The following is a 23,356-nucleotide window of genomic DNA, read 5'->3' as shown; positions in this document are numbered from 1 at the left end:
ATGACGGTCCAGCGGGTGAATCCCGGTGCGCTCACCAGCCAAGCCGCCGAGATGAAGGGTCAGAACTGGCACAACCCCGCTGAGGATGCCGTCATACCGCCCGACGCTGTGCCCTCCACGAACGACGCGATTGCCAACCTCAATCAGAACGCGCAGTCCCTCAAAGATTTTGAGGAGTGGGCGAAGGTCGAGAACCAGCGCATCGCCGAGATGCTGGAAATCGCCGCGGCCGCCTACCAAAAGGTCGATGACGACTACGGCAACGCGCTCGACAACCCGGAACGCACCGCCGCCATCGACACCATCAGCGTTCCGTCCCCGCAGACACCGCCGCCCGAAATCCCCGGTCCCGCAGGCACTCCGCGGCTGCTTGATGCCAGCGGATACAGCACGGTGATAAAGACCCAGGCTGACCTGTCGGCACCCGACACGGGCGCGTCGCTGAAGAACGCGATGCTGTACTGGTTGGCGGCGACCAACCGCGTCAAGAACAACAAGCCGAAACCGCCGCCCGGCGATTGGGAAGGCGACGCCGCTGACGCGGCCTACGCGCGGATGACGACGTTCGGCAACTGGCTGAATCAACTCTCGGACGCGTGGCACGACCTTGGCGAGGCTGCCGCGAAAATCGTGGCGGCACACGACAAGGCGAAGAGCGCGCACGAGCCCATCTACCAGGAGTACATGCAGCTGGAAGCACGAATGCCAGCGCTGGTAGAGCTCGCCAAAGTTCCGGGGACCGACGGCGGCCAGGCGCGGCGGGAAATCGACCAGATCGCCAGGCGGATGGAAGAGCTCCAGAAACTTTCCGACGAGGTGCGCCAGCAGTACGCCGGCGACGCGACGTTCGTGCCCGTCCGCCCGGCGGATCCACCATTCAAACCGGCAGACAGCTTCACCCCCACCGGCCCCGGCGGCGGGCAAGGCGGTGGTGGCGGAGTCGATCAGCCCACCGGCGATCCGGCGGCCATGGCCCAGAAGATGGGCGAGTCGATGGGGACCTCGCAGCCGCAATCGGGTGCCGGGCAGGGTGGCGGCTCCGGCGGCGGATCATCCGCCGGCGGTGGATCGCCTTCGGGCGGCGCCGGTTCCACTGGCACCCCCGGCGGATCAGAAAACGGTGGGTCGCCGACGAGTACGCCAAGGACGCCTACCGATCCCAGCCTGCGTCCGGCGGCAGGCTCGGGAAACGGTGGCTCAGGCGGTGGGGCCGGAGGCGGTGGCGCGGGGACGGCGCCGCTGTCGCCCGCGGTGTCGGCTGAAACCGTCGCACCCGCGCCACCCATGCCGGTGTCCGCTGGGTCAGCGCCCGCCGCGGCCGCCGCCGCGGGTGGCATGGCAGGCGGGATGGGCGGCATGGCGCCCATGCACGGCGCGCAGGGCGCACAGCAGGGTAAGGAAAAGCGTCGCGATCCGCGCACGGCGCCCGACGAGGATCTGTACGTTGAGGACCGCCCGTGGACCGAAGGCGTCGTCGGCAATCGCCGCCGCAGAGAGGTGCACGAGGGCAGGCAGGTCGAGCGCGACGACGACGAGCAGGACGACGACGAGTGACCGACGAGATGCATCCCGACGTGGCCGCGGTGCTGCGGCAGGCAGAACGCCTGCAGTCACTGATGGATGAGCAGCTGCACAAGATGAAGAACGAGACGTTCACCGCCACCGATGACGCCGAAACGGTCGAGGTGACCCTCAACGGTCACCACCACCTCACCGGGACGTTCATCGCCGACGGTCTGCTGCGGTTGGGCGCCCCGACGGTCGAGCAACGACTCAACGAGGCCCTGGAGAAGGCCACGGACGCCGCGACCACGTCGATCGAACTCGACAGGGACCGTATCGACGCGGTGGTCGCGGACATCACGGCCGGCCTGCAGGACGACTGAGCGCGAGTATCGTTCGACCGTGCCGAATCGCGATCACGGTGACCCGGGCGATGCCCCCTCGGTCCCTCCCCCACTCACTGCCGTGGCAAATTCGACGCGCCCGTCCGCCGCGGAGGAATCCCGCACGATCGCGGGCTCGACGAACACCGGCACACTTGCCACATTGACCGACGCCGGTGATCCGTGGGCGTCGTACGTGACGTACGGATTGCTCGGCGGCGCACCGGTTTTGTGCGTCTCCAACCTCGCCGAGCACGGCCGTAATCTCGTTGGCGATCCCAGGGCCAGCATCGCGATCGTCGCGCCGAGTGCGGAGTCCGATCCGCTGGCCAGTGGCCGCGTGACGCTCGCCGGAGTCGTGGAGAGGCCTGCCGACGACGAGCTGGCCGCAGCCCGCGACGCACATCTGTCCGCCGTTGCAGCGGCCAAGTACTACATCGACTACAGCGACTTCACGCTCTGGGTCCTGCGGGTGCATCGGGTGCGCTGGGTCGGCGGCTACGGCCGTATGGAGTCCACCACCGGCGAGGAGCACGCCGCCGCCACACCGGACCCGGTCCAGCCGAACTCCGCGGGAGCGATCGCCCATCTGAACGCCGACCACGCGGACTCGCTCACCGCCATGGCCAAGGCGCTGGGCGGCTATCCGGACACCACTGCCGCGACCTGCACCGGTGCCGACCGCTACGGGCTTGATCTTCGGGTGACGACCGATCGAGGAATCGCCTACACCCGGATCGGTTACGCCACACCCATCGACTCGTACGACCAATTACGTTCGGCGACGGTCGAGCTGGCGCGTCGCGCACGCCGGGACTAAATTATCGGCTCGCCGATGGCTTGAAATACGATCGCCACATGGCAGACCGCCCCGAAACCTGGCCGGCAGCGTTCGAGCTGATCCGCACCCGCGGTTACGAGCATCGTGAAGAACCCTTCAAGTTGGCCAGCGGCCAGCTCAGCCACGACTACATCGACGGCAAGCACGCCATCGACAACGGGGAACGCCTGACCATCGTCAGCCGTGCCATCGCCGATCTGGCGGCGTCGAACGGGATCGAGTACGACGCCGTCGGCGGCCTCACCATGGGCGCCGACTCGATCTCCATCGGCGTCGCGATGGTCACCGGTAAGAGGTGGTTCTCCGTGCGCAAGGAACAGAAGGCGCGCGGCCGCGAGCAGTGGATCGAGGGGACGCGGCTCGAACCCGGCACCCGGGTTCTGCTCGTCGACGACGTGATCAGCACGGGCGGCTCCACCGAGATCGCACTGGAACGTGTCGTTGCCGCGGGCGCAGTCGTCGCCGGCGTGATCCCGATGGTCGACCGCGGAGACGTGGCAACCAGACGTTTCGCGAAGCGCGGCGTCCCGTTCGCCGCACTCGTGACGTACCGCGACCTCGGCATCGAGCCCGTCAAGGACGTCTGAGCGCTAGGCGGCGACCACCAGCACATCGCCAGGCTCGACGCCGACGGTCACCGGATCGCCGGGCGCGAGCGCCCTGGCGGCCGCGCCCGATATCTGAGCGTTGAGCACTGAGCCGTCGGGCATCTCGATGTAGAGCCGCGAGATCGGCCCGAGAAACGCAATCGAGCTGACCTTCGCCGTACCCGAAGGGCCGGCGGTCACGGTGACAGCCTCCGGACGCACCATCGCCAGCCCGGAGCCCGACGTGATCGAGCCGGGCAGCGTCGCCACTTCGGTGCCGAACAGCCGCGCTCGACCACCCGAGACACGCACGGGCACTTTGTTGTTCAGCCCTACGAACTCCGCGACGAACGGTGTCGCGGGGTTCGCGTACAGGTCGGCGGGCGCCGCAAGTTGTTCGAGCCTGCCCTGACTCATCACTCCGACGCGGTCGGCGACGGCGAGCGCCTCCTCCTGATCGTGGGTGACGAACAGTGTGGTGATGCCGACGTCGAGCTGCACGCGGCGGATCTCGTCGCGCAGCTGTGCGCGGACCTTGGCGTCCAGTGCCGACAGGGGCTCGTCGAGCAGCAGCACCCGCGGCTGGATCGCCAGTGCACGCGCCAACGCGACCCGCTGCTGCTGTCCGCCCGACAACTCGTGTGCGTACTTCGCCTTGTGCGCGCCGAGCCCGACCAGGTCCAGCATGTCAGCGGCCCGAGAAATCCTCTCGCGCTTGTCCTTACCGCGCATCTTCAGCCCGAATGCGACGTTGTCGAGCACGGTCAGATGCGGGAAGAGGCTGTACGCCTGGAACACCATGCCCATGTCGCGCTTGTTGGCGGGGACGCGGCTGACGTCGCGACCGCCGACCGATACCGTGCCCGACGTGGCATCGTCGAGTCCCGCGAGGATACGCAACGCGGTGGTCTTGCCACAGCCCGAAGGTCCAAGCAGCGCAACAAGTTCCCCGGGTTCGATGTGCAGGCTGAGCCCATCGAGGGCCTTGACGTCACCGTAGATCCGCGTCAGGTCGGTCAGATCGACGGCAGTACTTTGTGTTTTCGCGTTCATGCGGTCACTCCTGGGACTCGCCTGCGCCCCCGCGTCACCAGTGACAGCACGAGCAACAGGAAGAAGCCGAACAACAGCACCGCCAGCGAGGCGGCCACCGACGTCGGGCCGTCGGTCTTACCGATCGCCACGATCTGAACCTGCAGTGTCTCGAATCCGGACAGCGACGCGATCGTGTATTCGCCGAGCACGACGGCGATCGAAATGAATGCGGCAGAAAGGATTCCTGACCAGATGTTGGGCACCACGACCCGCAGGATCGTCGTGCCCCATCCTGCACCGAGCGATCGTGCCGCCTCGGTGAGGGTCTGGAGATCGATCGACGACAGCGCCGCATCGAGCGCCCGGTAGGCGAACGGCAGCACCAGCACCACGTAGACGAACGTCAGCGTCAGCGGCGATTCCCCGAGGAAGTACGCCACCCACAGGTACACATTGCGCAGGCCGACCACGATCACCAACGCGGGAACCGTCAAAGGCAATAGGCACAGGAACTCCACAGCGCCCCTTGCCCACGGCGCGCGCAGCCGAACCCAAATCATCGTCGGAACCAGGATCACCAGCGTCGCAACGACGGTGAACGCGGCCAGCAGCAGCGAGACCAGGATCGCCTGGTACAGCGCGTCGTCGGTGACCAGGTTGATCCAGGCCTGCCACGTGCGGCCACCCTCGATGAGCTTGCGGGTGGAGAAGTCGGCCATGGCGTACAACGGGAACAGGAAGAACAGACCGAAAACCACCCAGAGAGCGGCGCGCACTACGTGTTTCATCGCAACCACCGCGCGGAGCGCCGCACCAACACGTTGTAGGCCGCCATCACCGCCGCGACGACGACAATCATCTCGAGCGCGAGCGCGTAGGCGAACCCGGACTGGCCGAGCACCACCTCGCTGGTCAGTGCGGAGCGGATGAGCAACGGCACGATCGGGCTGCCCTGGCTCACCAACGCGGCTGCGGTCGCGTACGCGGCGAATGCGTTGGCGAACAACAACAATGTCGATCCGAGGAACGCCGGAGTCAACAGCGGTACGACCACCTCGCGGAAGTACTGCCACCGCGATGCGCCGAGACTGAGGGCGGCTTCACGCCATTGCTCGCGAAGTCCTTCGAGCGCGGGCAGGAACACGATCACCATCAGCGGGATCTGGAAGTACGTGTACACCAGCACCAGCCCGGCGAGGCTGTACAACCACCCCGACCCGGACAGGTTCCAGCCGAAGGCCTGCTGCACCCACGCAGTCAGCACACCGTTGATACCAATCGTTGCCAGGAACGCGAAAGCCAGTGCCACACCGCCGAACTGGGCCAGCACACTGCATAGCGAGATCACCGCCCGACGCACCAGCGACGATGGCGGGCTGCTCACGATCAGCCACGCCAACGCCGCCCCGAGTACCGCACCGATGATCGCTGTGCTGGCCGATAGCAGCACGCTGGACCCCAGCGCCCCGAGCGCCGTCGGCGAGAACAGCGCACTGATGCGGGACAGCGACAACCCGCCGTCCACGATGAACGCGTTGACGATCACCGTGACCGTCGGGATCACCAGAAACACCACGACGACAGCGAGGAACGGCAGCAGCGGCAGTGCTTCTGTCAGTCGATTCCGTCGTCGGGTTCCGTCCGGCACGTCAGCCGATCGCTCTTGCCCAGTTGTCAGCGAGGTAGGCGGTGGCCTTGTCGGTCTGCTCAGGGCTCGGCACGGTGACCGGGCCGTCGATCACCGGGATCGACGCCGCGACCGCCTGGTCCAGCGAGCCGTCGGCCATCATGTTGTCCGCACGTACCGGACGCACACCGCCTGCCGCGTAAAGGTTCTGGCCTTCGTCGCTGAACAGGAATTCCTGCCAGAGCCGCGCGGCCGCGGGATGCGGGGCGTCGGAGTTGATCGCCTGGTAGTAATAACCCGCGACGGCGTTATCCGGCGGAACGAGCACCTGCCATGAGGGCAACTTCTTCGTCTCAACCGCGTTCAGGTAATTCCAGTCGATGACCACCGGGGTCTGGCCGGACTCGATGGTCGCCGGGGTCGGGTCCACCGGCAGGAAGTTGCCCGCCTCGTTGAGCTTGCGGAAGAACTCGACACCCGGCGCGATGTCGTCGGCGGAACCGCCCTGCGACAGTGCGACCATCAACACGCCGGAGAACGCCGCGCCGGCCTGGGTCGGATCGCCGTTGAGCGCGACCTTTCCGTTGTATTCGGGCTTGAGAAGATCGTTGACGGAAGTGACAGGCGGCACCTTGGCGGAGTCGAAGCCGATCGACATGTAGCCGCCGTAATCGTTTACCCAAGCTCCGTCGCCGTGCTTGTACGCCATCGGGATGTCGTCCCACTCGGCCACCTTGTACGGCGCGAACATCGAGGTATTCGCGAGCGCCACCGACTGGCCGAGGTCGAACACGTCCGGCGCGGTGCTGCGACCCCGCTGCTGGTTGGCGGCGTTGATCTCCTCCTGGCTTGACGCATCGGGCTGTGCCGAGTTCACCTTGATGCCGTACTTGTCGGAGAACGCCTTGATGATTTCACTGTAATTGGCCCAAGTAGGGGGCAGCGCAATGACATTCAGTTCGCCCTCCTTCTTCGCGGCCTCGACGAGGCCGTCTATCCCGCCGAAGTCCTCGGCCGACGTGGCCTCACGGGCGTTCACTCCGGATTCGGTCCGCTCTTCTGCGTTGTTCTTCTCCGGGGGTGCGCAGCCGATGAGGCCGGTGAACAGCAGGACCGATGCGGCCGCGGCCGCCATGAGGCGTGAGGACTTCATTGCCGAACCTTCCGATGGCCGGGAAGCGGCGCAGTGGCGTGAAGATGACGTCCGTGCGACGCGGCGTGAAACGATTGCATATGCGGCGCTCGACCCTACCGTGACCACGCCGCATCGTGGTGATGTTCACACGACTTCGGTTGTCGCACATATGCGCAGGTAACAGGGATAACATCGGTATGTGGCGGAACGCGAAGCCTCGGGGGACTTCGATTACCTGATCGGCGACCTGCCCGAAGCACCTTCGGAAGCCGAGGTCTCGGACGGCGACGACGCGCTGCTGGAGCCGGTACCGGACGAGCACTACGAACCGACGCTTCACGTCCACGAACCAGGGACGTTCGATGCCTTCGACGCGGACTCCTGGTATTTCGAACCCGCCCCCGCGCCCTGGTACCGCCGCAGGCAGGCGCTGACCGTATGGATCGTCGCCGGGACCGCGGCGGCGGCGCTGGTGGTGTCCGCGGTTCTGTTGTTCGTCCGTAGTCCCGGTCCCGCCGAGGACACCGACACCACGCCCGTCGAGCCCTCGGCCACGACGGAGGTGTCGACCGAACGCGCGACCAGCCGCGCGGTGCCGCCGCCACCGACGGAGACGTCGGCCGAGCCCATCGACCCCGGCCCGGCGGAAACCCTGCGGCCGCAGAACCCGGCACCGCGCAACACCCGCCCCCCCGAGATCGGGGTGACGCGCACACCGGTCACGCGATCGCCCATCAGCGTCGCGCCGCAGCCGCGAGGACCGCGCTGACAGACGCCCGCAGGTGCTCGTGGATTTCACGCGTCTCAACGGTCGACGTTCTGCAGACGCCTACTCGCACTTTGCCTGCGAAAGGTGGCGCTGCGTGACGCGCGGGACTCGCCGACTGCCGCGCTGACAACAGAAACAGGCGGGAGACTTTCGTCTCCCGCCTGATGTGCCGCCACGATCAGCGCTGATGCCCGCGGTGATGGAACGCGATGCCGGGAACCCCGTACCCGAAGAACGGGTATTGGAGCTGGCCGGCCTGCACCGCAGCGGCGCCCGGCTGCGCGGTCACCTGTGCATTGCCTGGCGATTCGACGACCGTCGCACCGCCGGTGTTCGTGGTCGATGTGCCCGTGGGCGCCGCAGCGGCGACCGGGGCGAGCACAATGGCTCCAGCAGCGGCCGCCATCCCAAGCGTCGCAATGAATTTCTTCACTGCATCCTCCTCACAATATTTCGAAACTGTACGTTCAGTTTCACTAGATGGAACGCGGCCGACCGGCCGGATCAGTCCAGAAATCAGCTGTGGTCTACGCCACACTCGTCAGACGGCGAAGCCGCGCATCGCTCCATCGACGATGGCATCGACAGACGCGTCGTCCAGCGGTGCGTGAGCGAGCAGCAGGCGGTACAGCATGGGCCCGATCAACTGGTCGATCGCCGCCTCGGGGTCGACATCGGGCCGCAGTTCGCCGTGTGCGACTCCCCGCGCCCAGATCGTTTTCATCAGCGCCCGCCGCGGCGCGACCAGGTGGGTGTGCAGTTCGGCCTGCACCAACGGATCGAACTGCGCCTCGCCGATGAGCTGGGCAAAGACCTGGCCGCTGACACCAGTGTAGAAATGCGCGAGCCCACGGATCACCCGGCGGAAGTCCTCGCGCGCGGACCCCGTATCCGGATCGGGCGACTCGGCCATCATCTCGGTCAAGAACGCCTCGACTGCCACCGCGTGCTTGTTGGGCCACCACTTGTAGATGGTCGCCTTGCTGGCACCGCTGCGAATGGAGATCGCTTCGGTGGTCATCGCGCGCAGCCCGACCTCGTGCAGCAACTCCGAGGTCGCCCGCAGCACCGCGACGCGCGATTGCTCGCTGCGGGGCCGGCCGGGGCTGCGCGGCTGAGCATCCTCGGCGTCGGCACTCACGCGTATCACTATCGGCCACCCGCGCGCTCTTGGAGTGCTTAGTCTGGATCCATGGCCGAAATCGACGCTCCGGCCCTGTTCGCGCAGTCGTCGGTCGCGATGCTCGCCACGGTTGGATCCGATGGCGCGCCACACGTGGTGCCGGTGGTGTTCGCGGTCAACACCGATCGTGACCCACCTGTCGTGTACACCGCCGTCGACGCGAAACGTAAGTCCACCAAACGACTGCAGCGACTGGCGAACATCGAGGCCAACCCCCGGGTGAGCATTCTCGTCGACCATTACGACGACGACTGGACTCAGCTGTGGTGGGTGCGCGCCGACGGCGTCGCCGAGATCCATCAGAGCGGCGACGAGATGGCCTCCGGCTATGCCTTGCTGCGCCGCAAATACGTTCAGTACCAACGACTTGCGCTGGATGGTCCCGTCGTGACCATCGCCGTCGACCGATGGGCGGGGTGGCGCGCCTGACCCCGGATTGTGTGAATCCCTTGTGCTCGGTGTCTGTTCGGAGAATTGTGGATCAACAGACCCGATGGGGGGCAAAGCCGCTTCCCGGGAGAGGGAACCGTCATGGCCGACAAGACGACAAGTTCGGCGGCCGGAGCTGCCCCCACCGCGGACAGTCCGGCCGCCATCCGCAACGTGGTGCTGGTGGGCCCATCGGGTGGCGGCAAGACAACCCTCGTCGAGGCGCTACTGGTCGCCGCCGGAGTGCTCAACAGACCGGGATCGGTCGTCGACGGAACCACTGTCTGCGATTGCGATGAGGCCGAGATCTCCCAGCAACGCTCGGTCGGTCTTGCGCTGGCATCGCTGCAACACGACGGCGTCAAGGTCAATTTGATCGACACACCGGGCTACGCCGACTTCGTCGGCGAGCTGCGCGCCGGGCTTCGAGCCGCCGATTGCGCGCTGTTCGTCATCGCCTCGAACGAGGAGATCGACGAACCGACCAAGTCGCTGTGGCTGGAGTGCAGTCAGGTCAGCATGCCGCGGGCGGTCCTCATCACGAAACTCGACCATGCCCGTGCGAACTACGAGAACGCGCTGACGGCAGCGCAACAGGCGTTCGGCGATAAGGTGCTCCCTCTCTACCTGCCCGCGGACTCCCCCTGCACCGGTCTGATCGGCCTGCTCTCCCAGACTCACTTCGAGTACGCCGACGGCAAGCGCACCGCGTCCCATGAACCCGACGCGTCCTACGGTGACGCGATCGAGGACATGCGCGGCAGTCTGATCGAGGGAATCATCGAGGAATCCGAGGACGAGACGCTCATGGAGCGGTACCTCGGCGGCGAGGAAATCGACCAGTCGGTGCTGATCGACGACCTCGAGAAGGCCATCGCGCGTGGATCGTTCTTCCCAGTGGTCCCCGTGTGCAGCACCACCGGCGTCGGCACCCTCGAACTGCTGGAGGTCATCACCAGCGGGTTCCCCTCGCCTCCCGAACACCAGCTCCCCGAGGTGTTCACCCCGCAGGGCAAGACCCGCAACAGCCTGCCGTGCGATCCGGCCGGTCCGCTGCTCGCCGAGGTCGTCAAGACCACCTCGGATCCGTACGTGGGTCGCGTCAGCCTGGTTCGGGTGTTCTCAGGAACCATCTCCCCTGACGCGACAGTGCATGTGTCCGGTCACTTCTCGTCGTTCTACGGCGCCGGCCACGCCGACCATGACGAGGACGAGCGCATCGGCAGCCTGTCCTTCCCGCTCGGCAAGCAGCAGCGGCCCGCCCCGTCGGTGGTCGCGGGTGACATCTGCGCCATCGGCCGGCTGTCGCGCGCCGAGACCGGCGACACGCTGTCGGCGAAGTCCGAGCCGTTGGTGCTCAAACCCTGGACCATGCCGGAACCGTTGCTGCCGATGGCCATTGCGCCGCACGCCAAGACGGATGAAGACAAGCTCGCGGTCGGGTTGCAAAGGCTGGCGGCCGAGGATCCGACACTGCGCATCGAGCAGAACCCCGAGACGCATCAGATTGTCTTGTGGACGATGGGTGAGGCGCATTCCGGCGTCGTGCTCGACGCGCTGGCACGGCGCTACGGCGTCGCCGTCGACACCGTCGAGCTGCGCGTGCCACTACGAGAAACCCTGAGCGGCAAGGCCAAAGGACATGGGCGTCACGTCAAGCAATCCGGCGGCCACGGTCAGTTTGCGGTCTGTGACATCGAGGTGGAACCGCTTCCGGAAGGGTCAGGGTTCGAGTTCATCGACAAGGTGGTCGGCGGTTCCGTTCCGCGGCAATTCATTCCGAGCGTGGAGAAGGGCGTCCGCGCGCAGATGGAGAAGGGCCTCCTCAACGGCGCGGGCTCCGGCTATCCGGTCGTCGACATCAGGGTGACGTTGTTCGACGGCAAGGCGCACAGCGTCGACTCGTCCGACTTCGCGTTCCAGATGGCAGGAGGGCTGGCACTGCGCGAGGCCGCATCGGCCACGAAGGTGAACCTGCTCGAACCGGTCGACGAAGTCTCGGTCGTGGTGCCCGACGATTTCGTCGGCGCCGTGATGAGCGACCTGGCCGGCCGGCGCGGACGCGTGGTCGGCACCGACAAGGTCGGCGAGGACCGAACCGTCGTCAAAGCCGAAATACCCGAAGTGGAGTTGACCAGGTACGCGATCGACCTGCGTTCCCTCGCACACGGCGCCGGATCCTTCACGCGATCATTCGCCCGCTATGAGCCGATGCCCGAGCAGGCCGCCGCCAAGGTTCGAGCCTCCGGGTAACTCACTGGCGCGTCACGTAGTAGAGCAGGGTGTGGTACGTCTCGCGCAGCAGCATCGGAATCTGGGAGTGAAGGGTCCGGAAGCGGCTGGTTGGTGTCGGCGAAGGGTGCGCGTCGATCCCCAAGTCCGCAGCCAAATGTGTAGCGCGGCGCATGTGCAGCGGATCGCTGACGATGAGCACTCGCTCGATATCACGGTCGGTAAACAGCGGCAGAGCAAAGACGAAATTCTGCTTGGTAGTGCGCGATTGCGTCTCGATGAGCAGACGGTCCGCCGGAATGCCCGCGCCGATCAACCAGTCGCGCCCGGCCTCGGATTCGGCGAGCGTATCGCCCTGGCCCACGCCGCCCGTCAAGACGATCCAATCGACCTGCCCCGATTTCAACAACTCGGCCGCGTGCCGAAGTCGCTCCTCGAACACCGGCGACGGAACATCGTCGTCGACGGCCGCGCCGAGGACGATGGCGGCATCGGCCGAAGTCACGTCGGACTGCCCGCCGAACGTCGCAATGTCGACAACAAGGCTGATGACGCCAGCCAGGAACAGCGCCAGGAACATTGCAACGTTTCGTCTGACGCGTCGCCGACGGCCTACCGGCACCACCTCTCAATATTGGGCGTTAGCTGCCCGCTATGGGGGTTAACCGGTAGTCCGGCATTCCCATTTTCCCACCTCGGATGGGTGCCAGCTGTGCAGACACCGCTTCGTCCGCGCGGAAAAGTCCCATACGTGCCTGAAAACGATGCGCTGCTCATGGCCCGCTTCGAGCGGGACGCCATACCGCTGATCCACGATTTCTACCGTCACGCGCTGAAGTTGACGCGCGACCCCGCCGATGCAGAGGACCTACTTCAGGAGACCGCGGCCAAAGCGTTCGCCGGTTTCCACGGCTTCCGCGACGGCACGAATCTGGGTGGCTGGCTGTACCGGATTCTGCTCAACAGCCACATCAGTTCGTACCGCAAGCAACAACGCCGCCCAGCCCAGTGGCTGACCGATGAGTTCACCGACGGACAGTTGGTGGCCGAGGCCCGTCACTCCTCCGGCGGGCTGAAGTCGGCTGAGGACGAGGTCCTCGACCTCCTCGGTGATGACGACATCCAGACCGCGATGCGTCAGCTACCCGAAAAACTGCGCACCGCCCTGTACTACGCCGACGTGGTCGGAATGCGTATCAACGAGATCGCCGAGATCACCGAGGCGCCCGCCGGGACCGTGATGACGCGCGTGCACCGTGCGCGGCATCGGCTGCGCGGCTTGCTGGCCGACGTTGCCAAAGCCAGGGGGTACACCCTGGACCAGGCGGCGTAGGGCTGCCAGAGGATTGCTCTTGAGCGCAACACGATTCGACCGTCCGTTCGCCGAACGTTCCGTGCACCCGCGTTCGGTCCTGAATGCCACGACCGCCAGGCAGCTGCTCGCGCACCTGGCCACAACGCTGGTCCTCGGAGTCGTCGCACTGGTGGCGGCGTGGCAGTTCATGTTCGCCGGTGCCGCACCGCACCACGGGACAGTGGCGTCCCATCGCACGGCGGCAGCGACCCACTAGCGCGGTGGATCGCCCTGCCAGCTGAAGCTGTTGACGTATTTGCCCATATCCAAGGCGATTTGGGTGTTCGCGCCGGACGGCTTGCCGAACCCGAAGTCGGGTCCGAATTCGCGGTATGGCCCGACCGCCGACGCGACGAGTGCGACGTCGTTCTTGATGGCGACCATGATCAGCACCCGCATTCTCATGTAGTTGCTGTTGGCTCCCTGCGGCCACCAATCGACGATCTCTCCGTACCCGGATTGGTAGCCCACCATCGCGTTGGGAATCTCATAGGCGGTGCGGGTATCGGGAAATCGCTTGCTCACCAGTTCTTTCGCGATCTGCTCGGGTGAGCGGTTGGCGACCGGCACGCTGAAGAACTGCATGCTGCCGCCGTCACCGCCGAGAAACTCGGCGATCACTTTGTTCGGCTCGGTGGTGATGCGGTAGGCCGAACTCGGCGCGGGATGCGACACCGAGAACGTGCCGTCCGCTGCGGTGAAGCGCGGATTGATGGCCACCGGTGTGCCCGTGGGCGGGCTGCCGCACTCCGGCGGGCACATGTAGCGCACAGGAGGCTTGCTGATCATCGCCGACAGCCCGACGAGTGAGAACGCGACGACGGCGATGGCGGCGAACCACGTCAGCAACAACCGGCTGCGCGAGGTACGACGCGGCGGATCGGCCTCATACACACCGCGCGGAACCGCATATCCGGGAAAGAAACTCGGCTTGTCGGTTGAGGGCGCCGGCGAGGATGTCACGGCTCCTCCGGCCTGGCCGCCTCGCGCACCGGCCGTGCGTCGCGGCGTGCCCGTCGTGACGAGCGCGACGACGCCCGCGTCGCCACCCCGCATGCAGGGCAGAAGGCCATATCCGGCACCACGTGCCCGCAATGCGTGCACAGCAGCGGCTCATCCGACTGGATCTCGTCGTGTTTCTCGTGCAGCAGCGCCAAGTGCAGACCGACCCGCAGAACCAGCATCGCGACAATGGCCAGCGCCAGGTAGGCGACGAGCATCAGCAGCTGCGGGACGCGAGCCACGTCGATCAGACCCAGGCTCAGATAGACGCCAAGTATCGCGGTGGCGAGCGCGACAAGAACCAGCCGAACCATGCCGGGGTGCTGGTTCTGCTTGCTTGCCGGGCGGGTGAACCACAGTGCCGCACCAATCAATCCGCCTGCGGCCGCCGTGATCAACGGTATGGCGATACCCCTGATGCCCGCCTCGACGAGCAGGCTCTCCATGGGGCGTTTGCTGATCGCACCGGTGCTGAACTGCGGAACCGACCTCGTCATCGCCGCAGCTGCCATGAATGCGAACGCGCCCAGCATGCCGATCCGGAAGCCGTCCAACGCTTCTCGTGAGGACGGGCGTAGCACCCTGACGATCACCGCAGGCAACAGCATCAGGACCACACCACCGAGCGGGATGCCGATACCCACGCGCAACATCCGCATGCCCGCCATTGCCGATCCGAGCCCGACCTCATAGGTGCTGGCGACCATCGCACCCGTCAGCAACACCCAACCCACGCCGAATGCAATGCCGAGCACCGCTGTCAGCACCAGAGTGCCAATGGGAAAGTCGCGGAAGGCATCTGACTCGCGAAGGTAGATCAGATACAGCATGGGAAGGCCCAATGTGCCGACGGTGATCAGTGCGGCGGGCAGCCGCAGCAGGGTGAATGCGACGAGGCACACCAACAACAGGGCCAGGCCGAGCCGGAACGCGGTGCGGGATCGCTGCGCCAGCTGCGGAAACAGCGAGCTGGCCAACGACATCTGCAGCAGGTGCTCGTTCGGTGCCGCCCCGAAGTTCTTGATGCGCAGCCAGTCCGGGCCTTCACCGGCCCGCGGCTCCAGATGGCATCCGCACAGTCCGCAGTACTCGCCGGCGGGAACGTCCGTGTTGCAGATCCGGCACTCCGTCGTCGGGACGGAATCGTCAGGAGTTGTCATTCGGCCGCCTCTTGGAGGATCAGCAGATTGCGCACGAGGTTGTCGACATCGGGTGTGCCGAGACCGGTCACGAGGTCGTAGCCGGGACCAGCATCGGCCACGACGTTGCCGCCGAGCGTCACGTCACGGAAGGCAGGCAGCGGCGCGCCCTCGGCGATCCGGTAGAGCAGCGGGTTGAAGTCACCGATCAGCCTGCCGCCGTTGGCAAGCAGGTACTGGTTCATCACCGCTGCCAGCCCCGCCCAGATCGGCGCGGACTGCGACGTGCCGCCCCCGACCAGTTCGGTCCCCTTGAAGATGATGCGCACACCGGTGAACGGGTCGGCCACCGCAGCGACATCGGGGGTGAGCCTGCGCTCGGGATCGGTGTCCGGCATCACGCCGCGCTGCCATTCCGGGCGCTCGAACAGGTTCGACACCCCACCGCCGGTACCCACGGTCAGCGGCACGTCGAACCAGGCCTGTTCGGCGAGCCACCTGCCGTCACTCTGGGTCGACAACGTCGTCCCGCCGACATCGACCATCTCAGGTAATGACGCCAGGGAGTCCAGCCCGATATCGGCGTCACCGGGCGGGGACGACCAGTCGTCGCCGCCCTTGCATTCCAGTCCTGCGAGGTCTCCGCTGGCGTTGAACGCCGTCGTACCCCTTGCCTGCGCCGCCGCGAGTGCGGCCCGCGCCGGCGCAAGGTCAGCCGCGGTGATCAACTTGTCGCATCCCCAGCCGATCGAAAAGCTCCAGATCGCACCGGGATACCGTCGGTCGGCTTCGGCGAACATCTCGCCGATCTTCTCGAACGTCCCGTCGCCAGAAACCGTCTGACGGGCACTGAACACGACCTTGCGCGCACCCGGTGCGACTGCGTGGGCCACCTCAAGGTCCATCGTCGTCTCGCCACGCGGGTCGTCGAGCTCGCCGCCGACGACCTCCGGCGTGAACTGCGGCAGACCGTACGTGGTCGCGAACTGGTCGAGGTCAGACTGGTCGAAGCCATCGAAGGCGAAAAACACGATGGTGGTGCCCTCACCCGTGTAGCCGTCGGCAGCCAACTGCGACGCGTTGTAGGTGTTCAACAGCGCGCTGGGCTTCAGGCCCTTGTCCGGCACGTCGAGCGGAAACATCCGCGTCCGCGACGTGTGGTGCGGCAGGTAGCCCAGGATCCGGCCGAGCTCGGCGACCTCGGGCGTCAGCGCATCCGGAATCGCGGGCTGCTGCGGCGATGCGTAGAACACCTGACCGCGCTTTCCGCGGTAGTCGTGTACCTCGACGTCGAACGCGTCGGCCACCTTCTCCGCCGTGCCCTCGAGCACCGCCCACGCCTGGCCCGGTTTCCACCTGACGTCCAGGCCCTGATCATGCGCCCAGTCGAAAACGCCGTCAGGACGCGCCGGCTCGTGCAACGCGACGGTCAGTTGGGCATTGTCGTTGCGCGACGGTCCAAGGTCGGTGGAGCTGGCAAGCAAGTACGAATACGGCCCGGCGATGGTGTCGCGGCCATCGGTCGCGGGACGCGACGGCGTGAGGCGCAGATCGGAAACAAGCACCATGACGCTGGCGGCAACCAACGCCAGCACGCCGATCTGCCGCGCTTTCACTCCAGCCAGCGTACGTGCGGGCCAGCCCGTTCGGCCGGCGCTAGCTGCCGGTGCGGGGATGCGTGGCCGTCGGCGCGGGCGGTGCGATCACCGACGGGGAGAACGGGTTCGGGCCACCGGGCTCGAGACGCGGCGCCTTCTCGGTCGGCTCCACCGGTGCGGCCGACGTCGTGGTCGTCGTCGTGGTGGTGGTCTCAGTGGTCTCGCTCGGTGCTTCTTCTTTGCTGGAGCACGATGCGGTGAGCACTACCATCGCGGTGACCGCAGCGCCGCCGGCGATGGCCGCCACGCGACGACCCAAAACTGACCTCATGTTCACAGTCCTTACTGTCCCGACTAGTGCCAGCTACCAAGATCAAACCGGCATTCGAAACTTTAGCCGAACGCCGAGAAGGCCGCCCTTCGAAATCAGGTTGGCGGTCGCGGCTACCCGGCGACCGAAGCCCTCGCCTCGGCCAGAGACAATGAGAGCGACAAAATCTGGTCCAAACCCGTTAACTGGATCGGCCGGCTCGTGGCCGGGCCGTCGGCGACAACCGCGAACTTTGCGGAGCCGCCGATCTTCTCGTGGGTGGCCACCAACGCCTGCAGACCCGCCGACGCAAGGAACTCCACCGCCGAGAGGTCGACGATCAACGCCTTCGGTCGCTGTGCCAACGCGTCGGTAATCGCCGCCTCGAACGCCGGGATCGTGGCCAGATCTATCTCGCCGCTGACCGCAAGCACAGCAACGTCGTCGTCGTAGCTGACCGAGGTGGTGATCGGATCCTTCGCGGGCACGTCCGTCCTTAAGTCAGCGCCGCAACTGGTCACGGCGGTGCGCCGAGCTTAGCCTGTTGCAGCCGTGCGGCAGATCCTCACTTACCCACCTCGGCCCCAGAATCGCAGGCTAGGGTCAAAACAGCAGTCGAAGCCGGGGAGAGTGCATCCGATGTCCGATCTGACGTCCCATCCGACAGACGTATCCAGCGCCGGCGTCACCGCGGGCATCTCGACAGAGGGTTTGTTACCGCAACTGGTCGAGCACCTCAGACAGAACCGCACGGCGCTGCGTGAGGAGTGGGCGCGCAGGATCACCGAAGCGGAACTGCTGACCGCGATGTCGCCCGAGGAGATCTTCTCCGAGGCGACCACGGTGTACGACAGCTACGTCGAGGTGCTGGAGACAGGCAGCGTGGAGGCGCTGCAGGATTACGCACGCGATCTCTCCGAGCGCATCATCCCGCGTGGTGTCGAGACCAACGAAGTCGTCGGCATCGTGCTGCTGCTGCGCGACGTGCTGGCGCGCTCGTTGTTCGAGAAGTACCAAACGGACTTCGAGCTGCTCAACCGCGTGCTCGACGCCTACGAACCCGCCGCCAACCGCATCGCCAACACGGTGGCCGTCGGCTTCGTTCAGGAACGCGAGCGCATCATCCGCCAGCAGCAGGAAGCGATCCGCGAACTGTCGACGCCCGTGCTCCAGGTGCGTGAGCAGCTGCTGATCCTGCCGATCATCGGCGTCCTCGACAGTCAACGCGCCCGCCAGGTCACCGAACAGCTGCTGCGGGCCATCCGCGCCAACCGCGCGAAGGTGGTCGTCATCGACATCACCGGTGTGCCGACCATCGACTCCACTGTTGCCAACCACCTGGTGCAGACCGTCGACGCGTCCGGCCTGATGGGTGCCAGCGTGATCATCACCGGGCTGTCGTCGGAAATCGCGCTGACACTCGTAACCATCGGCCTCGACCTGTCGAAGATGAACGCCGTCGGCGACCTGCAGGGTGGCATTGAGGAGGCCGAGCGGCTGCTGGGTTACGAAGTCAGCCGCACCGGCGAGCAGCCCGGATAACGCCGGCGTAGGTTCTCCATGGCAGTCCCGATCCTCAAACAGGGCACGATCCTCATCGCGTCGGTGCAGGCCGCGCTCTCGGACTCCGACACCGAGCAGCTCCGTCACGACCTGATGGAGCGTGTCAGTCGGTACCGCGCACACGGCATCATCGTCGACGTGACTGCGATCGACGTCATGGATTCCTTTGCGGCGCGGTCACTTCGAACCATCGCGCACATGACGCGGCTGCGCGGCGCGGACACGGTGATCGTGGGCCTGCAGCCCGAAGTCGCGTTCGCCATGGTCCAGCTGGGACTGGCGTTCGACGACATGCACACCGCGCTTGACCTGGAAGAGGGTTTGGCCCTTTTGAACCGGAAACTCGACGACCGGAAGCCAGCGATCGGACGCGACGGTGCCGACTGACTTCGTGGTCGACATCAACAAGCCCGACGACATCGTCACCGCGCGCCAAGCCGGGCACGAACTTGCCCGCCAGCTCGGTTTCTCGCTGACGGATGTCACCATGATCGCGACTGCGATCTCCGAAATCGCCCGCAACATAACCAGTTACGCCGGCCGCGGCGAGGTGCGCGTCGGGGTCCAACTCCGTGACGGCAGACAAGCGCTGGTAGTGCGGGCCGAAGACGACGGTCCCGGTATCGCCGACGTGGACCGCGCACTCGACGACGGATACTCCACCGGACGGGGCCTCGGGCTCGGACTGCCCGGTGCACGCAGGCTGATGGATCGACTACACATCGAGTCGGAACTGGGCAGCGGCACCGTCATCGAAATGTGGAAGTGGATACCGGACAATGTTTAGGCACGGGAGGTTCGGGCCTATCGAGTGGGCCGCGGTGCGCCGGCCGCGACCGGGCGAAGTTGTGTGCGGCGACCATCCGATCGCGCTCGAGGTGGGCGATGGCGCCGCACTGTTCGGCGTGATCGACGGCCTCGGTCACGGCGAGCCTGCCGCGACGGCCGCGCAGCTGGCTGCGGAAACCGTCCAACAGCGGCGCTCCGAACCGCTGGACGTGTTGATGCAGCGATGCCATCAGGCGCTTACGCAAACCCGAGGCGTCGCAATGACTTTAGTCCGGGTGGACTTTGAAACCAGCGCTCTGAGCTGGATTGGCATCGGCAACGTCGCGGCCGATCTCGTCGCCAAACACCCGACCGGACTCGAGGTGCGTTCGTCTGCACTGCTGGCCGGCGGCATCGTCGGCTACCGGATGCCGCAGACCCTTTCCACCAATCAGGTGCCGATCACCCCCGGCGATCTGCTGGTCATATCCAGCGACGGTATCGCCGAACAGCATCTCGACGACATCGACTTCGCCGCGCCCGCAACGACAATCGCTGAGAAGCTCGTGAGTCGATACGGCCGTGATACCGACGACGCGCTGGTGCTGACGGCGCGTCATCGAGGCACGTCATGACCGACCATCCGGACGGCCCTGGTTCAATTGCCGGCGGGGACTTCTACGCGCAGTACGCCGCCGCGCTCACTGAATACGTGCGGTCCGGCGCCGAGGCCAGCCTGGCGGTCGGACACGAACTCGGCCGTCGCGCGCTGAGCGAGCGCATGAGCATGCTCGACATCATCGAGAATCACGCACGGCTCGTCGTGGAGATCAAGCAGGACATGCCGATCGATCCCGACGCTCCCCTGCAGTTCCTGCTGCAGACACTGGCGGCGCTCGACGTGGCGACCCGCGGATTCCTGGACGGCACACGGCGTTACGAACAGCAACGCGCTCGCGCCGAGGACCTCGCCGACCGCGACGAGTTTCGCGATGCGCTGGTGAACTCGCTGCAGGAAGGGTTCTTCGTCGCCGATCACACCGGGGCCGTCGTCGAGATCAACGATGCGTTCGCCGCCATCACCGGGTACGGCGAACACGAGCTGCCCTACCATCCGCCGTACCCGTGGAGAACAGGCGATTCCGGTCCCAGCGCGCAGTTTTCGGCACTTAGGGATGGCGGCATAATCACCACCGAGACGGCGATCCGGCACCGCGATGGGTCCGCGCGGTGGGTGGCGCTCAGCATCAACTCCGTCATGGGACAGGGTATCGATCGCCCCGTCTATGTCGGCACCGTCCGTGATATCACTGCGAGCCACGTTGTCGCCGAGCGCGAACGGGCGGTGGCGCGGTTGGCCACTGCGGTGAGCGTGGCCAGAGACGTCGACGAGGTGCTGTCGGCCGCGCTGACACAGTCTCGGTCGCGGCTCGATGCTCAGCGCCTGATCGCTGTCGTGTGGCCCCAGGGCGAGGGCGATCCCGTCGTTCACACAGCCGGTGAGCCGAACATATCGAAATGGCCTGATCTCGAGGAGGATTGGCGTCGCACACTTGATGACGCACGCGACTGGCTACCGCTGACCGTCACCCCGGTGGGAGCCGCACCCAGCGCGGGAACGACGCGCGGATTCGTGGCGGTGACGTCAGGTGCGCGCGACGTTGTGGTCTGCCTCGAGCATCGCGTTCCGCGCCGCGTCAGCGATGAGGACCGTCAACTCGTCATGGCGTTGTTCGGCCACATCAGCCTGGCCATGCAACATGTCCGTCAGTTCGAGATCGCGCGTGAGACCTCACTGACCCTGCAACGTTCGTTGTTGCCCGCGACCACGCTGCCCGCCGGCTGCGCCGTGCGGTACGAGCCCGCGGTACCCCCGCTGGAGATCGGCGGCGACTTCTACGACGTAATTCCCGTCGGCGACAACCGCATCGGCATCATCGTGGGCGATTGCGTGGGCCGCGGTCTACCTGCCGCGGCGGTGATGGGCCAGTTGCGCGCCTCGACACGGGCTCTGCTGCTCACCGGCGCCGAACCTGCCCGACTGCTGGAACAGCTTGATTCGGTGGCCGAGTTCATTCCAGATGCGTTCTGCGCCACGGTGTTCGTCGCGATCGCGGATCTGGACCTGCACATCCTGCACTACAGCAGCGCGGGACATGTGCCGCCGGTGTTCTCCGCGGGTTCGGAGCGCCCCGAGCTGCTGACCGACGGCCACTCGGTGCCGCTCGCGGTGCACCGGGACGGGCCACGACCGCAGGCCTCACGACCGCTTAAAGCCGGTTCGACCCTGCTGCTCTACACCGATGGGCTGGTCGAGCGCCGGGACCAACCGATCGACGAACACATCGACCGCGCCGCCGACGTCGTCGCCGAAACCATCGATCTGCCGGTTGAGACGGTGGCCGACGAGGTGCTGCGCAGGCTCGCCCCGGACGCGGGCTACGACGACGACGTCGCGATCGTCGTGTACCGATGCCCGCCCTCGGCCTTGCTCGTCGATGACGACGCGGCGCCCCGGCGGTTGAGCGACATCCGGCACCGGTTGGCCGCGTGGCTGCACGACAACAACATCGTGTCCCCGCTCGCGGACGACATCGTCCTCGTGGTCAACGAAGCATGCTCGAACTGCGTCGAACACGCATACCGCGGCAAGGATTCGGGACGCATGCGCGTGGAGGCGCAGGTGCGCGACAGTCAGGTGTGCATCAGCGTCGTCGACTCCGGTTCGTGGAAAACCCCGCCGGCCGACCCCGGCACCCGCGGCAGGGGCCTGCTGCTCATCCGCACCGTCTGTGATCAGGTCGACGTGGTCGGCACGGACGACGGTACGTCGGTGGAGATGTCCTTCCGGCTGCCCAAGTCCGAGGGTCTGGTCAGCGCTCCCGCTTCGCGATAGCCGCTTCCAGCTCGGCTTCCAGCGCACCCTCTTCGCGGCCGAGCGCTACGGTCGCGGCCGCCATCGCGACAAGGGCCACGGTGATCGCGACGGCCTTGAATCCGTTGACCGTCATGTGCTCGCCGAGCACCACCGCACCGAGGACCACGGCGATAAGCGGTTCCAGCACCAGCATCGTCGGTACCGAGGTCTGCAGCGAACCCGCATGGAAGGCCGACTGTTGCAGCAATACCGCGATGACGCCGATGAGCACCAGCAGATACGGCGCCGGGGTGAGGATGACGGCACGCACGCCGTCGTGAGTGAGCATGTGCATCACCAGCTTGGTGAGCATCGCGACGACGCCGAACAGCACACCCACCGCCACCGCCAACAGCACCGCCCGTCGCCAGCCCGGGTTGCGAATCGCGACGAGCACGCACGCCGACACACCCACGATGCACACCACGGCGACGATCGCGGTCAGGGGCACCGATGCTTCGTAATCGCCGGCGCTGGTCTTGGCCAGCACCACGAACACCGCGAGCGAGGCTGTGAGCACCAGCGCCCACAGCCACTCGCCGCGCGTGACACGTCGATTGGCCAGACGTGCACTGAGCGGCAGCGCGAACAACAACGCGGACACGAGGATGGGCTGGACCAGCAGCAGCGAGCCGTAGGCCAGCGCAAGCGCCTGAAAAGCGAAACCGGCGACTGCGGCGCCGGTCCCAGCCCACCACAGCGGTCTGCGTATCAACGTCAGCACCATCTTGGCGCTCACGCCCTGCTCCTCGGGCACGTCCATGGTGGCGCGCTGCCGGACGACGATGCCGATGGCGAGGAAGAGCGCCGCGAGGAAAGCGAACAGGACCGCCAGCCCATGGCCTACCAAGGGGGACCAGCTCCTCTCAGACCACGGCCGGGACATCCGGCAACACCAACATATGGGGCTAGGTACCCCTTCGCCGACCTCGCCCCCCTGTTCTTCATCGAGTTTTGGCCAGTGGTCGAGTGGGCATTAAT

The 23,356-nt window shown here is 66.2% G+C and carries 27 protein-coding genes; 14 read left to right on the top strand and 13 right to left on the bottom strand.

Annotation, left to right across the window (positions count from 1 at the left end; genetic code table 11):
• Genes ACIA48_RS02865 through pyrE form a run of 4 tightly spaced genes read left to right on the top strand, consistent with a single transcriptional unit; the run spans nucleotide 1 to nucleotide 3,314 of the window.
• A complete protein-coding gene (locus ACIA48_RS02865; RefSeq protein ID WP_396727422.1) occupies nucleotides 1-1,554 on the top strand; it encodes a hypothetical protein in 1,554 nt (517 codons plus the stop codon).
• The gene (locus tag ACIA48_RS02860; protein ID WP_396727420.1) at nucleotides 1,551-1,886 is read left to right on the top strand and encodes a YbaB/EbfC family nucleoid-associated protein; all 336 of its coding nucleotides are present in this window, start codon (nucleotides 1,551-1,553) and stop codon (nucleotides 1,884-1,886) included. Before ACIA48_RS02865 ends, ACIA48_RS02860 begins: the two co-directional genes overlap by 4 nt.
• 19 nt (nucleotides 1,887-1,905) lie before the next feature.
• Nucleotides 1,906-2,706: a HugZ family protein gene (locus ACIA48_RS02855; protein WP_396727418.1), complete on the top strand. Its 801-nt coding sequence runs from the start codon at nucleotides 1,906-1,908 to the stop codon at nucleotides 2,704-2,706.
• Nucleotides 2,707-2,744: 38 nt separating this feature from the next.
• On the top strand, nucleotides 2,745-3,314 hold the full coding sequence (gene pyrE / locus ACIA48_RS02850) for an orotate phosphoribosyltransferase (protein WP_396727416.1): 570 nt from the start codon (nucleotides 2,745-2,747) through the stop codon (nucleotides 3,312-3,314).
• Between the two features lie 3 nt (nucleotides 3,315-3,317).
• Here the strand turns inward: pyrE and ACIA48_RS02845 are convergent, their stop codons facing one another.
• Genes ACIA48_RS02845 through ACIA48_RS02830 form a run of 4 tightly spaced genes read right to left on the bottom strand, consistent with a single transcriptional unit; the run spans nucleotide 3,318 to nucleotide 7,129 of the window.
• Nucleotides 3,318-4,367, bottom strand: a complete 1,050-nt coding sequence (locus tag ACIA48_RS02845; protein ID WP_396727414.1) for an ABC transporter ATP-binding protein — start codon at nucleotides 4,365-4,367, stop codon at nucleotides 3,318-3,320.
• Entirely contained in the window at nucleotides 4,364-5,137 is a 774-nt protein-coding gene (locus ACIA48_RS02840) for an ABC transporter permease (RefSeq protein WP_396727412.1), read from the bottom strand. The genes ACIA48_RS02845 and ACIA48_RS02840 overlap by 4 nt, the downstream gene beginning before the upstream one ends.
• Nucleotides 5,134-5,997, bottom strand: coding sequence for an ABC transporter permease (locus ACIA48_RS02835; RefSeq protein ID WP_396727410.1), 864 nt, complete (start codon nucleotides 5,995-5,997; stop codon nucleotides 5,134-5,136). Before ACIA48_RS02835 ends, ACIA48_RS02840 begins: the two co-directional genes overlap by 4 nt.
• A 1-nt stretch (nucleotide 5,998) precedes the next feature.
• Nucleotides 5,999-7,129, bottom strand: coding sequence for an ABC transporter substrate-binding protein (locus tag ACIA48_RS02830; protein ID WP_396727408.1), 1,131 nt, complete (start codon nucleotides 7,127-7,129; stop codon nucleotides 5,999-6,001).
• 181 nt (nucleotides 7,130-7,310) lie between these two features.
• Between ACIA48_RS02830 and ACIA48_RS02825 the strand changes: the two genes are divergently transcribed.
• A complete protein-coding gene (locus tag ACIA48_RS02825) occupies nucleotides 7,311-7,880 on the top strand; it encodes a hypothetical protein (RefSeq protein ID WP_396727406.1) in 570 nt (189 codons plus the stop codon).
• A gap of 178 nt (nucleotides 7,881-8,058) precedes the next feature.
• Here ACIA48_RS02825 and ACIA48_RS02820 read toward each other — a convergent pair whose 3' ends face one another.
• Together ACIA48_RS02820 and ACIA48_RS02815 are read right to left on the bottom strand one after the other, a co-directional pair.
• Nucleotides 8,059-8,313 (bottom strand): hypothetical protein, encoded by a 255-nt coding sequence (locus tag ACIA48_RS02820; protein ID WP_396727404.1) that lies wholly within the window; start codon nucleotides 8,311-8,313, stop codon nucleotides 8,059-8,061.
• Between the two features lie 108 nt (nucleotides 8,314-8,421).
• Complete coding sequence (locus ACIA48_RS02815) at nucleotides 8,422-9,021, bottom strand: TetR/AcrR family transcriptional regulator (RefSeq protein WP_396727402.1); 600 nt, start codon at nucleotides 9,019-9,021, stop codon at nucleotides 8,422-8,424.
• A gap of 51 nt (nucleotides 9,022-9,072) precedes the next feature.
• Here ACIA48_RS02815 and ACIA48_RS02810 point away from each other — a divergent pair, with 51 nt between their 5' ends.
• Both ACIA48_RS02810 and ACIA48_RS02805 read left to right on the top strand, forming a co-directional pair.
• Nucleotides 9,073-9,492, top strand: coding sequence for a TIGR03668 family PPOX class F420-dependent oxidoreductase (locus ACIA48_RS02810; protein WP_396727400.1), 420 nt, complete (start codon nucleotides 9,073-9,075; stop codon nucleotides 9,490-9,492).
• 102 nt (nucleotides 9,493-9,594) lie between these two features.
• Nucleotides 9,595-11,745, top strand: a complete 2,151-nt coding sequence (locus ACIA48_RS02805) for an elongation factor G-like protein EF-G2 (RefSeq protein ID WP_396727398.1) — start codon at nucleotides 9,595-9,597, stop codon at nucleotides 11,743-11,745.
• 1 nt (nucleotide 11,746) lies between these two features.
• On the opposite strand, the gene ACIA48_RS02800 is transcribed toward ACIA48_RS02805, so the two are convergent.
• Nucleotides 11,747-12,304, bottom strand: a complete 558-nt coding sequence (locus tag ACIA48_RS02800; protein ID WP_396727397.1) for a YdcF family protein — start codon at nucleotides 12,302-12,304, stop codon at nucleotides 11,747-11,749.
• 195 nt (nucleotides 12,305-12,499) lie between these two features.
• Here ACIA48_RS02800 and ACIA48_RS02795 point away from each other — a divergent pair, with 195 nt between their 5' ends.
• Together ACIA48_RS02795 and ACIA48_RS02790 are read left to right on the top strand one after the other, a co-directional pair.
• Nucleotides 12,500-13,057: a sigma-70 family RNA polymerase sigma factor gene (locus tag ACIA48_RS02795; protein WP_396728462.1), complete on the top strand. Its 558-nt coding sequence runs from the start codon at nucleotides 12,500-12,502 to the stop codon at nucleotides 13,055-13,057.
• Between the two features lie 19 nt (nucleotides 13,058-13,076).
• Complete coding sequence (locus ACIA48_RS02790; RefSeq protein WP_396727396.1) at nucleotides 13,077-13,295, top strand: hypothetical protein; 219 nt, start codon at nucleotides 13,077-13,079, stop codon at nucleotides 13,293-13,295.
• Here the strand turns inward: ACIA48_RS02790 and ACIA48_RS02785 are convergent.
• From ACIA48_RS02785 to ACIA48_RS02765, 5 genes are all read right to left on the bottom strand, one after another.
• On the bottom strand, nucleotides 13,292-14,041 hold the full coding sequence (locus ACIA48_RS02785) for a hypothetical protein (protein ID WP_396727395.1): 750 nt from the start codon (nucleotides 14,039-14,041) through the stop codon (nucleotides 13,292-13,294). The two genes, ACIA48_RS02790 and ACIA48_RS02785, sit on opposite strands and share 4 nt — an antisense overlap.
• Nucleotides 14,038-15,240: a zinc ribbon domain-containing protein gene (locus ACIA48_RS02780; protein ID WP_396727393.1), complete on the bottom strand. Its 1,203-nt coding sequence runs from the start codon at nucleotides 15,238-15,240 to the stop codon at nucleotides 14,038-14,040. Before ACIA48_RS02780 ends, ACIA48_RS02785 begins: the two co-directional genes overlap by 4 nt.
• Entirely contained in the window at nucleotides 15,237-16,787 is a 1,551-nt protein-coding gene (locus ACIA48_RS02775) for a protease pro-enzyme activation domain-containing protein (RefSeq protein WP_396728461.1), read from the bottom strand. The genes ACIA48_RS02780 and ACIA48_RS02775 overlap by 4 nt, the downstream gene beginning before the upstream one ends.
• Nucleotides 16,788-16,875: 88 nt before the next feature.
• Nucleotides 16,876-17,148, bottom strand: coding sequence for a hypothetical protein (locus tag ACIA48_RS02770; protein ID WP_396727391.1), 273 nt, complete (start codon nucleotides 17,146-17,148; stop codon nucleotides 16,876-16,878).
• 113 nt (nucleotides 17,149-17,261) lie between these two features.
• A complete protein-coding gene (locus ACIA48_RS02765; protein ID WP_396727389.1) occupies nucleotides 17,262-17,615 on the bottom strand; it encodes an STAS domain-containing protein in 354 nt (117 codons plus the stop codon).
• A 151-nt stretch (nucleotides 17,616-17,766) separates the two neighbouring features.
• Between ACIA48_RS02765 and ACIA48_RS02760 the strand changes: the two genes are divergently transcribed.
• From ACIA48_RS02760 to ACIA48_RS02740, 5 genes are read left to right on the top strand one after another with little or no spacing between them, the layout of a single operon-like run.
• Complete coding sequence (locus tag ACIA48_RS02760) at nucleotides 17,767-18,669, top strand: STAS domain-containing protein (RefSeq protein WP_396727387.1); 903 nt, start codon at nucleotides 17,767-17,769, stop codon at nucleotides 18,667-18,669.
• An 18-nt stretch (nucleotides 18,670-18,687) separates the two neighbouring features.
• Nucleotides 18,688-19,077, top strand: coding sequence for an STAS domain-containing protein (locus tag ACIA48_RS02755; RefSeq protein ID WP_396727385.1), 390 nt, complete (start codon nucleotides 18,688-18,690; stop codon nucleotides 19,075-19,077).
• Nucleotides 19,067-19,477 carry an anti-sigma regulatory factor gene (locus tag ACIA48_RS02750; protein ID WP_396727383.1) on the top strand — a complete coding sequence of 137 codons (411 nt, stop codon included), beginning with the start codon at nucleotides 19,067-19,069 and terminating at the stop codon, nucleotides 19,475-19,477. The genes ACIA48_RS02755 and ACIA48_RS02750 overlap by 11 nt, the downstream gene beginning before the upstream one ends.
• Entirely contained in the window at nucleotides 19,470-20,093 is a 624-nt protein-coding gene (locus ACIA48_RS02745) for a SpoIIE family protein phosphatase (RefSeq protein ID WP_396727381.1), read from the top strand. The genes ACIA48_RS02750 and ACIA48_RS02745 overlap by 8 nt, the downstream gene beginning before the upstream one ends.
• Nucleotides 20,090-22,354: a SpoIIE family protein phosphatase gene (locus ACIA48_RS02740; RefSeq protein WP_396727379.1), complete on the top strand. Its 2,265-nt coding sequence runs from the start codon at nucleotides 20,090-20,092 to the stop codon at nucleotides 22,352-22,354. The genes ACIA48_RS02745 and ACIA48_RS02740 overlap by 4 nt, the downstream gene beginning before the upstream one ends.
• On the opposite strand, the gene ACIA48_RS02735 is transcribed toward ACIA48_RS02740, so the two are convergent.
• A complete protein-coding gene (locus ACIA48_RS02735) occupies nucleotides 22,332-23,225 on the bottom strand; it encodes a DMT family transporter (protein WP_396727377.1) in 894 nt (297 codons plus the stop codon). The genes ACIA48_RS02740 and ACIA48_RS02735 overlap by 23 nt on opposite strands.
• Nucleotides 23,226-23,356 lie beyond the last annotated feature (131 nt).

Source organism: Mycobacterium sp. NPDC051804 (assembly GCF_044452905.1).
GTDB lineage: Bacteria > Actinomycetota > Actinomycetes > Mycobacteriales > Mycobacteriaceae > Mycobacterium.
The sequence above is the reverse complement of the archived record's forward strand: the minus strand, read 5'-3'. Positions and strand labels throughout refer to the sequence as shown.

Bases quoted from the DNA above. Each gene is read 5' to 3' on its own strand.
- ACIA48_RS02865 (WP_396727422.1), top strand. From the start codon at position 1: ATGACGGTCCAGCGGGTGAATCCCGGTGCGCTCACCAGCCAAGCCGCC.
- pyrE (WP_396727416.1), top strand. From the start codon at position 2,745: ATGGCAGACCGCCCCGAAACCTGGCCGGCAGCGTTCGAGCTGATCCGC.
- ACIA48_RS02845 (WP_396727414.1), bottom strand. From the start codon at position 4,367: ATGAACGCGAAAACACAAAGTACTGCCGTCGATCTGACCGACCTGACG.
- ACIA48_RS02840 (WP_396727412.1), bottom strand. From the start codon at position 5,137: ATGAAACACGTAGTGCGCGCCGCTCTCTGGGTGGTTTTCGGTCTGTTC.
- ACIA48_RS02830 (WP_396727408.1), bottom strand. From the start codon at position 7,129: ATGAAGTCCTCACGCCTCATGGCGGCCGCGGCCGCATCGGTCCTGCTG.
- ACIA48_RS02810 (WP_396727400.1), top strand. From the start codon at position 9,073: ATGGCCGAAATCGACGCTCCGGCCCTGTTCGCGCAGTCGTCGGTCGCG.
- ACIA48_RS02805 (WP_396727398.1), top strand. From the start codon at position 9,595: ATGGCCGACAAGACGACAAGTTCGGCGGCCGGAGCTGCCCCCACCGCG.
- ACIA48_RS02800 (WP_396727397.1), bottom strand. From the start codon at position 12,304: ATGTTCCTGGCGCTGTTCCTGGCTGGCGTCATCAGCCTTGTTGTCGAC.
- ACIA48_RS02795 (WP_396728462.1), top strand. From the start codon at position 12,500: ATGGCCCGCTTCGAGCGGGACGCCATACCGCTGATCCACGATTTCTAC.
- ACIA48_RS02780 (WP_396727393.1), bottom strand. From the start codon at position 15,240: ATGACAACTCCTGACGATTCCGTCCCGACGACGGAGTGCCGGATCTGC.
- ACIA48_RS02775 (WP_396728461.1), bottom strand. From the start codon at position 16,787: ATGGTGCTTGTTTCCGATCTGCGCCTCACGCCGTCGCGTCCCGCGACC.
- ACIA48_RS02770 (WP_396727391.1), bottom strand. From the start codon at position 17,148: ATGAGGTCAGTTTTGGGTCGTCGCGTGGCGGCCATCGCCGGCGGCGCT.
- ACIA48_RS02760 (WP_396727387.1), top strand. From the start codon at position 17,767: ATGTCCGATCTGACGTCCCATCCGACAGACGTATCCAGCGCCGGCGTC.
- ACIA48_RS02755 (WP_396727385.1), top strand. From the start codon at position 18,688: ATGGCAGTCCCGATCCTCAAACAGGGCACGATCCTCATCGCGTCGGTG.
- ACIA48_RS02745 (WP_396727381.1), top strand. From the start codon at position 19,470: ATGTTTAGGCACGGGAGGTTCGGGCCTATCGAGTGGGCCGCGGTGCGC.
- ACIA48_RS02740 (WP_396727379.1), top strand. From the start codon at position 20,090: ATGACCGACCATCCGGACGGCCCTGGTTCAATTGCCGGCGGGGACTTC.